Raw genomic sequence first — 12,646 nt, 5'->3', positions numbered from 1 at the left:
TCTTGAAATGATCTAGGTTTAAATTTTTCTTTCCAGTTCCTGCATGCAGTCTACCACCACCTGTACACTTTCAAGAGAAAGCGCATTATACATGGATGCCCTGTATCCACCAACACTACGGTGACCATTAAGACCATTAACTCCGGCATCTTTCCAAAGTTTATCGAAAGTCTCTTTATGGGATTCGTCTGTAAGATTAAAAGTCGCATTCATCGGAGACCGGTCTTCTTTAGCGGCAAATCCCCTGAACAGTGGATTCCTGTCAATTTCGGCATATATCAGTTCAGCTTTTTTATTATTAAGATCTTCCATGGCTTTTATCCCACCTTTGGCCTTGATCCAGCGAAGAGTTAGCATGGATACATACACAGCATAAACCGCCGGTGTATTGAACATACTGTCTTTACCAATATGTGTTGAATAGTTCATCATAGATGGGATCTCTCTCGAAACCTTTCCGAGGATATCTTCCTTTACCACAACAAGTGTAGTTCCTGCCGGGCCCATATTCTTTTGAGCACCCGCATAGATAAGATCAAATTTAGAAAAGTCCAGCTCTCTGGAGAAAATATCGCTGCTCATGTCACAAACCAATGGTTTGGAAGTAGAAGGGAATTCCTTTATCTGTGTACCAAAAATGGTATTATTACTGGTGCAGTGGAAGTAATCAGCATCATCTGGAACGCTGAAGAATTTTGGGATATAATTGAAATTTTTATCTTTTGAAGAAGCAACTTCTACAACTTCACCAAATAATTTCGCTTCCTTGATTGCTTTTGTAGACCAGGTACCGGTGTTTAGATACGCTGCTTTTTTCTCCAGTAGATTGTATGCAGCCATTAAAAACTGTGTGCTCGCACCACCCTGAAGGAATAAGGCCTTATAATCCTTATTTTTTAATCCAAGAAGTTCCAGTGCCAGAGACCTGGCCTCTTCCATTACTGAAACAAAAGCCGGACTACGATGTGATATTTCCAGGATTGATAAACCTGAGTCATTAAAATCTAATATAGCCTGAGAGGCTTCCTGAAATACCTCTTGAGGTAAAATACAGGGGCCTGCACTGAAATTATGTTTTTTCATAAAATTTTAGTTGTTTATGGTTAACAAAGATGCTAAAATTGAGAGTAAATGCTGTTATTAAAATTATAATAGTAGGTCTATAAATTTAAAAGGAACTCAATAGTATCAATATTGTCAGCGTAATCCCATAACTGTGGTTTTTGGGTATGGCCGAATCTTACTTCAGAATTTTCCGGCTCATTTTTTACTATGCACTGTATCCTGTCTTTATTCTTTTGAAGGGCCCTGTTTAACTGATCTTCATTCTTGTAGGTCTCATAAAATAAAGTAGCAATGGGAGAGCCAAAACTTTTATCTTCTTTTAAGATCAGAAAGCCATTTTCAAGTAATTTGAATTCACTCATTAGATAAACCGCCTTGTTATAATCATAATTATTGGCATACTTGTCTCTGTGGATTATCGGATTCCAATCGTAGATAGCCTTGAAAAACATATCAAAATCATAATTTTCAGGAACATACAGCTTGGAAACATTTCTGCAACCGAGGCCGTAGTATCTAAAAATATCTTCTCCCAGTTTTGAAAGTTCTTCTTTAGTTTCATTACCGGTTAGCACGGCAACCGAGTTCCGGTTCTTTCTTATAATACTGGGCTTGTCCTTGAAATAATATTCAAAATACCGGGCAGTGTTATTACTGCCTGTGGCGATAATGGCATCAAAATCTTCAAGTTTCTCTTTGGTGAATTTTATCCGTTCTTCATAACGACTGTCAAGCTGCATAAGGTAACTGGCTATTACAGGTAATAACTGCTGATCATTGGAGGATTGCTTAACCAGTACTTTATGTCCGGAAACCAAAACCGAAATAAAATCGTGGAAACCTACCATAGGGATATTCCCTGCCATAACGATCCCCACAGTTTTACCACCACTTCTGGACAGATCGTAATCTGCCAGCCATAATTTCAGGTTTTGTTCTGTGAGGGCCTTACTCCACTGCTGTAGGGAGAAGATCACATTTTCCCGGTTAAACCAGCCATTATAATGCACCGCATTATCTATTTTCTCTTCCATCTGGTTAAAGAATGAATCATTTGAAGGCAGAGATTCATCTTTAATAGATTCCACAACCTGAAACTGATTCAGAAATTTCCCCAGGCTTACCAGATGCGATTTATGGTCGTCGATTGTCATTGTCTTATTTGGTTATGAGTGGTGTGCATGTTAAATTTGTGCAGCGAAATTAAAGTTTCCGTAGCTTAAAACCATAAATTTTATGAAAAGCTACCGGTCTTTTTTCGTTCAGTTTTTTAAATTTACAAATAAAAGAAGAGCTATGGCAATTGTAATAACCGATGAATGCATAAACTGCGGGGCCTGTGAGCCGGAATGCCCGAATACCGCAATTTATGAAGGTGCGGATGACTGGAGATACTCAGATGGTACCGATCTTGAGGGAGAAGTTGTACTCCCCAATGGGAAAGAAGCGGATGCCGGTGAGGCCCAGGAACCTATAAGTGACGAAATCTATTATATAGTTCCGGATAAATGTACCGAATGCAAAGGCTTCCATGAAGAGCCTCAGTGTGCTGCAGTATGTCCTGTTGACTGTTGTGTGCCAGACGAAGATCATGTTGAAAGCGAAGAAGAATTGTTGGCAAAACAGCGCTTCATGCACCATGAATAAAAAGGATATGATCCCAGATATAAATCCCGTTCTGGAGAACGGGATTTTTTTATGAAACACTGAACTTTAATTCGTTCCTGTATGTAGACGGCGATTTACCTGTGAACGATTTAAAGAGTTTATTGAAGTGACTGAAGTTGTTAAAACCACTTTCATAACAAACTTCAGTAATGCTTATTTGCTTTTCGTGCAGTAGTTTAGCTGCATGGGCCAGCCTGTATTCATTCACGAATCTCGTGAATGTCTTTCCGGTAATCTTTTTAAAATATCTGCAAAAAGCAGGATTGGTCATACTTACCTTTTCACTTATTTCGTCCAGGCTGATAGGTCTGGTAAATTCTTCCTTTACAAAATTGAATATTACATTAATCCTGTCGTTATCCTGTATGGCCGTCTCCAGAATAAACCCGTGTGCATTTAGTAGGGTATAATTGTTTGCTTTTTCAAGTTGTTTGAGAACTTCCATTAATCCCAGCAAGCGGGCAAAAGGTTCAAGATCCCTTAACTTTTCAACTTCAGCACCAATCCGTCGTTTTGTGTCCCCGTGAAATACTATACCTTTCTTGGCACGTTCCAGTAGATTCTTTATACCCTTCATTTCAACAATCTCAAAGAATCCAGTTCCAATAAAATCGGGTTTGAACTGAATAACAGATTCGCATTCATGTTCGGTTAGGCTGTCAGTGAAAGAGCAATGTGGAAGGTGTGAGCCTATTAAAATCAGATCACCATTTCTATAGTAGGAGATGTGACTGCCGATTTGCCGCTTTCCGCAACCGCCATTTACATATACAAGTTCTATCTCAGGATGATAATGCCAGAAGGTGGGATTTTTATCTCTAAGGTTTCGGTAATAGGTTCTGTAGGAGAAAGAGCTTCCAAATCCTGGTTCGATCTTTTCCAAAGTAGGTTTGTGGCCGGTTCCCATATTTGTCATATTTCCCCTAAAGTTAACCTACTCAAATTTTACGAAACTATACTAAATTACCAATAATATGTTCAAAATTATGCGAAAACGTTTTCATAGTCAATTTTGGTGTTAATTTATCACATATATTGGTTTATTGGCTTCTATTCTGAAAGCTTTTTATAGCCTAAGTTTGGTTTAATCTTTAATCGCAGTTCTAACCTTTTAAAACTTAAGATTATGAAAACAGCAATCACAACCCTTGGAATGGCACTATTATTACTGGTGTCTATTAACGTAAAAGCAGCCGACGAGCTTGATATCAGAATCAATGATCAGCAAAACCTGATTATTGAACTGCAGAGTATCGAAAAAGGAGCTGTATTAAGCCTTCTGGATGAAACCGGAGAAGTCTTATTCAAAGACCGGTTCTTTAACGAGAGTCCTTACTCAAAGATCCTTGACTTTGAAAATTTGCCTGACGGGACCTATTCCCTTAAACTGGATAAGGAATATAGTATTTCAACCTCAGTAATTAAAAAGAAAGGTAAAGATATAAGTATCGTTAAGAAAGGATATTCCTTTGTGTATAAACCAATAATAAAGGTATCTGGGAGTAGAGTAGCTCTTCACCTGGTAAATCCTGAGGAGACTACTATGCAGGTAGAAATATTTGATAAATATGGGGAACCGGTAGGATTCTTTAAGTGCAATGATCTTATTTTGAAACGTTCGCTGGACTTCTCAAACGTGCCGGCTGGCACCTATAAAGTGACTATTAAAACTAAAAGGAACAGTTTCACGAAGACTTTTACTGTTGGGTAACCTGAATCCAGACTAATTCAAACCAAAAGTCCCGCTTCATCAGCGGGACTTTATCCTTTATTCGTCTTTCATTTTCCGTTTTATCTTATCTATAGCGTTCTGAATTGATTTTTCTGGCTCAATTATATTATTACTTCCCCAGAACTCGGCATCATAAAAACCTGATACATCATCTACCATCACAATGTTAGGATTTATAAGGTCTACCGATTTCTTCCAGTCTTCGCTGACATACTCCTGCCAGTCAGTTACTACCATTTCGCTGTTTATCTTATATCTGGAGTTGAAGATCTTCCTTTTCCAGTTCACTACATAATCCATCTGAGCTTTACCATAGGCATAGTGCCATTTTCCATCATCCTGTGCATAATCTACCTGATAATTGAGCTCTACGGGATATACCTTTGCGCCTCCCGGTTTCTTCTTAACAAACATCTTGGCAGCAGCATTCCTGTCGTCAACATTCAGACTGTAATCAGCTTTTACCAGGGTTGAAGTCTCTGCATCGATAAACAGCTTACCGTAATACCAAGGATCTGATTCATCCAGTTCTTTAAAATCCACCACATATGTAAAACGATCGTTTATCTTGGTAGGATCGTCAAAGGTGAATTCATAACTATCCACCATTTCCGGTCTAAGCACATATTCAGTGTATTTCATCATATCGAGATATAATGTATTGAAAGGGCCTCCTTTAAGCTTAACGGCTACGGTATCCAGTTTATCATAATCTGTACTTTTCCTTGCCTTGTATATGGAGACAAGGTCCTTTCTTGGTGAATTATATGGGCTTTTGAAAATCTTTACGACAGCTTCAGACAGGCTCACATTGCTCCATCCTTTTTTGATGGTTTCTCTGTAGAACGAGGTCATAAGGCTTTGGTCTGAAAGATAGTTCTCGTCTTTTTTTGCCAGCATTTCTTCTACCAGTAGCCTAGGATTTGTAGCTTTATAAAGGTTTACCTCGGTAAGTTCTTCCACGGTTTCCTCCAGTTCAATTCTGGTTCCCTGTCCCTTGAAATAGGTAAGGGGCAATGTCTTGCTTTGAAAACCAAGTACAGAAATAGTTACGGTCGCCTCTATAAGATCTTCCGGAACTTTTAAGGAGAATTCACCGTCTGAATTAGTAATTGTGGAAATATTGCTATTGTTCAAAGCTAAATAAGCGGAAGAAATTGGCCTTCCGTTTCTGGCATTTACTACTTCTCCTTTATATTCTACATATTTGATATCGGCAGGCTGAAAAGCAAAGCTCTCTGCAGCAATAAAAAGCATGCTGAATATCAGAAGAAGGGTTCTAGTATAGCCATTCAAAAATGTTTTAGGATTTCTCATGACAGAATTATTTTAAGTTTAAATAAACTTATACAATATAATGAATTTAAGGCTTAGTTTGATGTGAATCATATAGATTTTGATGTAAGTTATTATGATTTTTACTGATACCTGTGCTATATGCTGAAAATTTCTAAATTTGAGATATAATTATATTATTTACCTTAAATCAACTAACCCAACCATCTGTATGTACTCAAGAATAAGTCTGTTAGTCATTCTTTTTATCTGTTTAGGTCTTAATGCCCAGAAAAAGAATTCTGTTTTAACTGAAGCACCACCCGAAAGTGTAGGAATATCTTCGGAAAGACTTGAAAAAATTGGCAATATGCTTCAAACCTCTGTTGAAAATGGAGAAATACCGGGAGCGGTAGCCCTTATCGCAAAGGATGGTAAGATTGTTTTTCATAAAGCTTTTGGAGATGCCAGTGCCGATGGGGAAGACCTTGAAAAGAATGATATTTTCAGAATAGCTTCCCAGTCTAAAGCTATTACAGCAACCGCAGTGATGATGTTATGGGAAGAAGGAAAATTTCGACTGGATGATCCTATTTCAAATTACATTCCTGAATTCAAGGATCCGCAGCTTCTGGCATCGTTCAATGAAGCCGATTCTACTTTTAAAACTATTCCGGCAGATAAGGAAATTACAATACGTCATCTGCTAACCCATACTTCAGGGATTGGTTATGGAGCAATAGACGGTGATGAAAGGTTTAAAAAAATCTATGCGAAGGCGGGGATAACCGATCTCTTTACAACTAAGAATGTAACAATTGAAGAAAGTGTAAAAAAACTGGCAAAACTACCCTTACATCATAAACCCGGAAAGAAGTTCACTTATTCTGAAGGTCTTGATGTTCTCGGTTATTTTATAGAAATAGTGTCGGGTAAGGATTTTGATGAATTTCTTCAGGAAAGGATTTTCGAGCCTTTGGATATGGATGACACTTATTTCTATTTGCCAGCTTCCAAGACAGAACGGCTCGTACAGGTTCAGCATAAGGAAGGGGATAAATGGAAAGCATTCCCTGTCACTTTTTACGATCCTCAGTATCCGGTGAAGGGTGCAAAAACATTCTTTTCCGGCGGAGCAGGGCTCTCAAGCACAGCTATGGATTATGCTAAATTCCTTCAGATGTATCTCAATGGCGGGACTTACAATGGTAATAGATTATTGAGTCCGCTTACCGTAAAGATGGTGCTTAGCAATCATACAGAAGATTTATTTGGCGGGCCGGAAAATTTTTACGGACTGGCATTCGGTATAGTTTCCAGACAAGGAGAAGAAAAAGGAGGACAGGGAAGTGAAGGTACTTTTGATTGGGGTGGATATTTCAATACCCAGTATTTTGCCGATCCTGTTACCGATGTTATCGGGATCCTTCTGAAACAAACCAGAGGACCTGTAAATGACGAAACCGGCTGGAAATTCAGACAAATGGTTTTTGCAAGTATGATAGAATAGGTTTTGAAAGATAATTTCTCATCCCGATCTGAAGCTTATTCAAGGTACAGGCCAAAATACCCGCCAGAGGTATACGAATTTTTAAAAGCCCAGCTCAATGGTCATGAGAAAGCCTGGGACTGTGGAACCGGGAGCGGTCAGGTAGCAGGGGAAATCTCTTCTTATTTTAATAAGGTGGAAGGGACCGATATCAGTTCCAATCAGATCAAAAATGCAGTAAAAAGAGAGAATATCCATTACTCGGTTCAACCTGCGGAAAAGACTGATTTTCCTGATAATTATTTTGATTTAATAATTACCGCTCAGGCGATACACTGGTTTAATTTCAATGAGTTTTATTCTGAAGTAAAAAGATGTTTAAAACCTGATGGACTATTTGCGATTCTGGGATATGGATTGTTCTCCAGTAACCCGGAAACCAATAAGATAATCGGCCATTTTTATGATAATATCATTGGACCTTTTTGGGATTCCGAAAGAAAATATCTCGAAGATAATTACAGATCTATTCCATTTCCTTTTTCAGAGATTGAGACACCCGAATTCGATCAGAAGTACAATTGGAAAATTGGTCAGCTGCTGGGCTATCTGCGAACATGGTCTGCAGTGAAGCATTTTGAGAAGGTAAATCATGATGATCCCTTACAATTTATAGATAAGGATTTGCGGAAAGCCTTTGGGAATATAAATGAAGTGACTTTTCCTATTTTATTCAGATTGGGGAAACTTACTTAAATGTTTATTAAATCTACAGCATTTGAATCTTACCAAAGGCCAGGATGCTTACTTTTGGGAGTTATTTTCTGGTGGCATGAAATATGATGCATTACACCATCGTTAATAATATTGACTAAAAACCAGTGTATTATGAAGAAGACCTTCTTCTTTTTTTTAGCTATAACAATATGTAGCCTGAGTTCAAGTGCGCAGATATATTCAGATAATCAAACTACAAGCGTTACTGAACAGGTGCTGAAGGAACTTAACCGGGAACGCTCGCTATTGAGTCAGAATCTCGAATTCCGCATCAAGGAGATCGATTCAAAGATCAACTCCCTGGACGAAAGTATTCAGAACACCAATTCTGCTTCAGAAAAAGTGGAAAAACTGCTCGAAAGAGTAAAATATCTTGAAGAGCGGCAGGAGGAAATAGATAAGAATGCAATTAGCGTTTATAAATATAACTATAGTTCGGCAGTGCTGAACCTGGCCTCTATGGAAAGAGAAATTAAACCCTTGAATTTGTTTAATGCTTCACGGGAATTCTATTCTACGCTTGATGCCGTAAGCAATCCCATGAACTATGAAGGTTACCAGGAATGGTTTGGAAAATTCAAACAATATATTGCTGAAGAGCAAGAGGACAATGCCCGGTTGCAGGCCCTGAATCATATGCTTCAGGTAACTGGAGACCTTGCTAAGGGAACTCCTTTTACCGGGATGTTTGCGGGAAGTCTTTTTGACGGAATTAGCCAGTTTATAGGCTCACTTAACCGTAGAGACAGGGAATTAAGGGAGCAGAGCATTAAAATGTTAAAGCTTACTACTTCCATTTCCCAGTTCACACATGATAAGGATCTTATCGAAACAGAATGGGAGGCTATCAATAAGAGCCTGAATGAATTAAAGGAACTTCAGAATAAAGCGATGGAAGATAATCTTGTTGAGATGCTCGGAATTTCAAAAAAAGAGTTCAATGAGCGCTTTACCGATGAGACCGATGCCAAGAAGAGAACTCAGTATATTCTTGATATTTCCAAAATTGCAGAAAACAAGATTGTGGAAGAACGCAATAGCAATCCCGAAAACTGGAAACAGGAATATCACGACCAGATGCTGAGGGTTCAGAATCTTAAGATAAGGTTCGGTATGCTAACTTTCAGGATACTGGAAAACCTTTCTAAATATGAAAAACTTATTCAGAAATATCAGAATGATCCTTTCCTGAAAGATGAAATGAAGAATCTGAAATTAAAACTGGATCTTGTAAGGAACAGTTTTGAATCTACCTTCAATCCGCAGGAATATATTAAGGCATCCAACGAGATGTATATAGTGGAATAAATCAGTTCTTATTATAATACTGAACCACGGCTTTTATTCCGCGAATCGGAATAATGATCCATTCGGGACGGTTATCGATCTCAAAATTGAGCTCATACAATGCTTTTTCTAAAAGGAAAGTATGCATCAGGATCTTGAAATCTTCAGGATCTTCAGGAATATAATCGCTCTGGCCGGCTTTGTCAAAATAGCCTTTTATATATAAACGGCTGATATAATAATGCCAGGTTTCAGCCCATTCTTCAAGATTTCCTTCTCTTCGTTGCTGATTGTATTCGGGCGAAAGTATATTGCTGTATGCCGAATAATGAAGAGATCTGATCATTGCCGCCAGATCCCGCATCGCCGATCTTCTTATTCTTCTTTCACTGAATGATTTGGAGGGGTCACCTTCAAAACTGTTCATAATATACTCCCTGCCTGTCCATAAGATCTGTTTTAAATGATAATCGCCATGTGTGCGTATTTTCATTACCGGGATTTTATGCTTATAGATGCTTTTAAAGCATTTTAAAATTTCCTGTTTTAAACCAAGAACTTCTCTGGCTTCTTCACGAATGTCCTCAGGGAGGTCTTTAAGTACAGATTTAAGTTTTTCCAGACTTGTTCTTGTAAGTGTTTGAAGTCCTGAATATAAGGACCTCTGGTAATGCAGTGATGATTCTTCTTTATCAAAATCCTTATCTGAGGAATGTCGTGATAGTGCCGTATGCAGTTCAGCAGTGAACTCACCCAACTGATACATTCTTTCGGGTAGAATGATGCCAAACAACTCCTGAATAGGCTGAGGGAAGTTTTCATAGCCCAAAGGCTCCAGGATATGATTGGAAGGCTTCTCAAATTCAATATTTCTTGTAGTAGTGAGGACATTTTCAAAATACCTGTCCAGGGAATCCTTTACATGATCCCAAACCTCTCCCTGATTTTCCACCACATGCTGAAGCATTGCAAAAATGTATGGTTTGCCTGATTTCTGGCTGAATTTAATAGCACCGGCATAATTTGAAATCTTGGTAAAATCAGTTTTAGTGGTAAGGAATTTAATGGTCTCAACATCCGGATTAAAGGTCGTATCCAGTCTTCGGTATAGTTTTAATATAAACTGATTGTTGTAAGTGATAATGGTTTGTCTATGTTCGGTATTTACCAGATCTGAGCGCGGATCTTCTTCAAGTTCTTTCAGGGCCGCTTTTTCAGAAGAGAATTCCAGTTCACCTGAAGCAGATTTTGATCTTTTAGAGGAACGGAATCCTTCGATCAGGTAATTACGGAAATCTTCAGAATAAACAGAATCGAACAAATATCCTTTTTCCTTTCCTATTCTTAGTTCAGCAATAATACCTCTCTTTGGAATTTCATTTAGGACGTTCTCATTTTCCTCCGCGACAAAAGAAACCGGTAGCTGATAGAGTTCTGGCAAGCCTTCGTTATAAACCACTTCAAGAATCAGGATCCTTGTAGGCAGGTCTTTGATCTTTATTTCTACTGATTCTTTTACCGAGATTTCCTGCAAGATTCTTCCTCCGCTTTCAAACCATCTTCTATTATTAAGATAGGGAGGTAATATTTGAGCAGAAAGTTTCTGAAGGGTTCGGTTCTTTAAAAGATTTGGCCATTTATCAACCTTAAGAATAGGAATTTTGCTTTCTCCTTTAACTCTTTCTCTTTCCTTTTCCAGAACAAACCAGTAATAACCATAAGGAGAAAGGGTAAATAAATAAGGCCTTTCACTGATTTCGGGAAACTTATTATGACTAAAAGCTTCTATAGGAGTATAACCTTTAAACTCTTCCAGATCGAGCTCTGCAGGTTGTGAGAATCTAGAAAGGTTGGCAAGAACAAGAATCTTTTCTTCTTCAAATGACCGCGTAAATGCAAGGATCTTTGAATTGGAAGGAGAGAGAAACTCGATATCACCACGGCCAAAGGCTTTGAATTTTTTTCGCATTCCAATGATCCTCTTCATCCACCACAAAAGAGAGGAAGAGATCATTTGCTGGGTCTCTACATTAATAGACTCGTACTTATATTCCGGGTCAATTATTAGTGGCAGATATAATTTCTGAGGATTGGCAAGTGAAAAGCCGGCATTACGATCGGCAGTCCACTGCATTGGAGTTCTTACACCATCACGGTCTCCCAGGTAGAAATTATCTCCCATTCCTATTTCATCCCCATAATAGATGATAGGAGTTCCTGGCAGGGAGAATAAAAGAACGTTCATAAGTTCGATCTTACTCCTGTTATTATCAAGTAGCGGTGCAAGGCGATGCCTGATACCTACATTGATCTTGGCTTGTGGGTCCTTGGTATAAACTTTATACATATAATCCCTTTCCTCGTCGGTGACCATCTCCAGGGTTAATTCATCATGATTTCTTAAGAAGATTCCCCACTGGCAGTTTTCTGGTATTTCGGGTGTTTGATCTATGATATCGATAATAGGGTAGCGGTCTTCCATTTTTACTGCCATGAACATCCTGGGCATTATAGGGAAGTGATAGTTCATATGGCATTCGTCTCCATCCCCGAAATAAGCCGCCGAATCTTCGGGCCACATATTTGCTTCGGCTAGTAAAAGTTTGTCATCATAGTTCTTATCTACATGTGCTCTCAATTTTTTCAGGAAAGTATGGGTCTCGGGGAGATTTTCGCAATTAGTACCATCCCTTTCAAATAAATAGGGAATAGCATCCAGCCTGAAGCCATCCACGCCCATTTTACACCAGTAATCAAGGAGATCGAAAACTTCCTGCTGAACCTGCGGATTATCGAAATTCAGGTCTGGCTGGTGCGAGAAGAACCTGTGCCAGTAATATGCCTGGGCTTCGGCATCCCAGCTCCAGTTAGACGGTTCAGTATCGGTAAAGATGATTCGGGCATCCTTATATTTCTGAGGATCATCGCTCCAAACATAGTAATTTCTTTCATCAGATCCTGCCGGAGCCTTTCGTGCCTTTTGAAACCAGGGATGCTGATCTGAAGTATGATTAATGACCAGCTCAGTAATAACCTTAAGTCCTCTGTCATGAGCTTCCCTGATAAATCGTTTAAAATCTTCTACATTTCCATAGGATGGATTGATCGAATAATAGTCGGCGATATCATAACCATCATCCTTTAATGGAGAAGGATAGAAGGGAAGTAGCCAGATGGCTGTAACTCCCAGGTCTTCCAGGTAATCCAGTTTTTGCAGGAGTCCTTGAAAATCACCGATCCCGTCACCATTACTGTCGAAGAAAGCCTTTATATGAAGTTCATAGATGATAGCATCTTTATACCAGTTGTTTTCGTTCGAATTGGATTTTGAGGACATATAATAGCTTTTAGAG

At 38.7% G+C, this 12,646-nt stretch carries 10 protein-coding genes; 5 read left to right on the top strand and 5 right to left on the bottom strand.

Annotated elements, in window-relative coordinates:
- Nucleotides 1-18 precede the first annotated feature (18 nt).
- Both serC and LU635_RS12690 read right to left on the bottom strand, forming a co-directional pair.
- Nucleotides 19-1,083: a 3-phosphoserine/phosphohydroxythreonine transaminase gene (gene serC / locus LU635_RS12695; RefSeq protein ID WP_240099813.1), complete on the bottom strand. Its 1,065-nt coding sequence runs from the start codon at nucleotides 1,081-1,083 to the stop codon at nucleotides 19-21.
- A 77-nt stretch (nucleotides 1,084-1,160) separates the two neighbouring features.
- Complete coding sequence (locus LU635_RS12690; RefSeq protein WP_240099811.1) at nucleotides 1,161-2,219, bottom strand: acyl-CoA reductase; 1,059 nt, start codon at nucleotides 2,217-2,219, stop codon at nucleotides 1,161-1,163.
- A 142-nt stretch (nucleotides 2,220-2,361) separates the two neighbouring features.
- On the opposite strand from LU635_RS12690, the gene LU635_RS12685 reads away from it, so the two are divergent.
- Nucleotides 2,362-2,712 carry a 4Fe-4S dicluster domain-containing protein gene (locus LU635_RS12685; protein ID WP_240099809.1) on the top strand — a complete coding sequence of 117 codons (351 nt, stop codon included), beginning with the start codon at nucleotides 2,362-2,364 and terminating at the stop codon, nucleotides 2,710-2,712.
- Nucleotides 2,713-2,761: 49 nt separating this feature from the next.
- On the opposite strand, the gene LU635_RS12680 is transcribed toward LU635_RS12685, so the two are convergent.
- On the bottom strand, nucleotides 2,762-3,640 hold the full coding sequence (locus LU635_RS12680; protein WP_240099807.1) for an AraC family transcriptional regulator: 879 nt from the start codon (nucleotides 3,638-3,640) through the stop codon (nucleotides 2,762-2,764).
- Nucleotides 3,641-3,859: 219 nt separating this feature from the next.
- Here LU635_RS12680 and LU635_RS12675 point away from each other — a divergent pair, with 219 nt between their 5' ends.
- On the top strand, nucleotides 3,860-4,444 hold the full coding sequence (locus tag LU635_RS12675) for a T9SS type A sorting domain-containing protein (RefSeq protein WP_240099805.1): 585 nt from the start codon (nucleotides 3,860-3,862) through the stop codon (nucleotides 4,442-4,444).
- Nucleotides 4,445-4,501: 57 nt separating this feature from the next.
- Here LU635_RS12675 and LU635_RS12670 read toward each other — a convergent pair whose 3' ends face one another.
- Nucleotides 4,502-5,782 (bottom strand): carboxypeptidase-like regulatory domain-containing protein, encoded by a 1,281-nt coding sequence (locus LU635_RS12670; RefSeq protein WP_240099803.1) that lies wholly within the window; start codon nucleotides 5,780-5,782, stop codon nucleotides 4,502-4,504.
- A 190-nt stretch (nucleotides 5,783-5,972) separates the two neighbouring features.
- Here LU635_RS12670 and LU635_RS12665 point away from each other — a divergent pair, with 190 nt between their 5' ends.
- From LU635_RS12665 to LU635_RS12655, 3 genes are all read left to right on the top strand, one after another.
- Entirely contained in the window at nucleotides 5,973-7,250 is a 1,278-nt protein-coding gene (locus LU635_RS12665) for a serine hydrolase domain-containing protein (RefSeq protein ID WP_240099801.1), read from the top strand.
- Between the two features lie 3 nt (nucleotides 7,251-7,253).
- On the top strand, nucleotides 7,254-7,985 hold the full coding sequence (locus LU635_RS12660) for a class I SAM-dependent methyltransferase (protein WP_240099799.1): 732 nt from the start codon (nucleotides 7,254-7,256) through the stop codon (nucleotides 7,983-7,985).
- A 132-nt stretch (nucleotides 7,986-8,117) separates the two neighbouring features.
- Nucleotides 8,118-9,314 (top strand): coiled-coil domain-containing protein, encoded by a 1,197-nt coding sequence (locus LU635_RS12655; protein ID WP_240099797.1) that lies wholly within the window; start codon nucleotides 8,118-8,120, stop codon nucleotides 9,312-9,314.
- A 1-nt stretch (nucleotide 9,315) separates the two neighbouring features.
- On the opposite strand, the gene treS is transcribed toward LU635_RS12655, so the two are convergent.
- Complete coding sequence (gene treS / locus LU635_RS12650; RefSeq protein ID WP_240099794.1) at nucleotides 9,316-12,630, bottom strand: maltose alpha-D-glucosyltransferase; 3,315 nt, start codon at nucleotides 12,628-12,630, stop codon at nucleotides 9,316-9,318.
- Nucleotides 12,631-12,646: the final 16 nt, after the last annotated feature.

It is taken from the genome of Christiangramia crocea (genome assembly GCF_022410465.1).
In the GTDB taxonomy this organism is placed as follows: domain Bacteria; phylum Bacteroidota; class Bacteroidia; order Flavobacteriales; family Flavobacteriaceae; genus Christiangramia; species Christiangramia crocea.
Note: the sequence above shows the minus strand (reverse complement) of the source record. Positions and strands in the feature narration are given on the sequence as shown.

What these genes read in the sequence shown, in the direction of transcription:
- LU635_RS12665 (WP_240099801.1), top strand. Translation starts at nt 5,973, where the DNA reads ATGTACTCAAGAATAAGTCTGTTAGTCATTCTTTTTATCTGTTTAGGT.
- LU635_RS12680 (WP_240099807.1), bottom strand. Translation starts at nt 3,640, where the DNA reads ATGGGAACCGGCCACAAACCTACTTTGGAAAAGATCGAACCAGGATTT.
- LU635_RS12655 (WP_240099797.1), top strand. Translation starts at nt 8,118, where the DNA reads ATGAAGAAGACCTTCTTCTTTTTTTTAGCTATAACAATATGTAGCCTG.
- treS (WP_240099794.1), bottom strand. Translation starts at nt 12,630, where the DNA reads ATGTCCTCAAAATCCAATTCGAACGAAAACAACTGGTATAAAGATGCT.
- LU635_RS12670 (WP_240099803.1), bottom strand. Translation starts at nt 5,782, where the DNA reads ATGAGAAATCCTAAAACATTTTTGAATGGCTATACTAGAACCCTTCTT.
- serC (WP_240099813.1), bottom strand. Translation starts at nt 1,083, where the DNA reads ATGAAAAAACATAATTTCAGTGCAGGCCCCTGTATTTTACCTCAAGAG.
- LU635_RS12690 (WP_240099811.1), bottom strand. Translation starts at nt 2,219, where the DNA reads ATGACAATCGACGACCATAAATCGCATCTGGTAAGCCTGGGGAAATTT.
- LU635_RS12685 (WP_240099809.1), top strand. Translation starts at nt 2,362, where the DNA reads ATGGCAATTGTAATAACCGATGAATGCATAAACTGCGGGGCCTGTGAG.
- LU635_RS12675 (WP_240099805.1), top strand. Translation starts at nt 3,860, where the DNA reads ATGAAAACAGCAATCACAACCCTTGGAATGGCACTATTATTACTGGTG.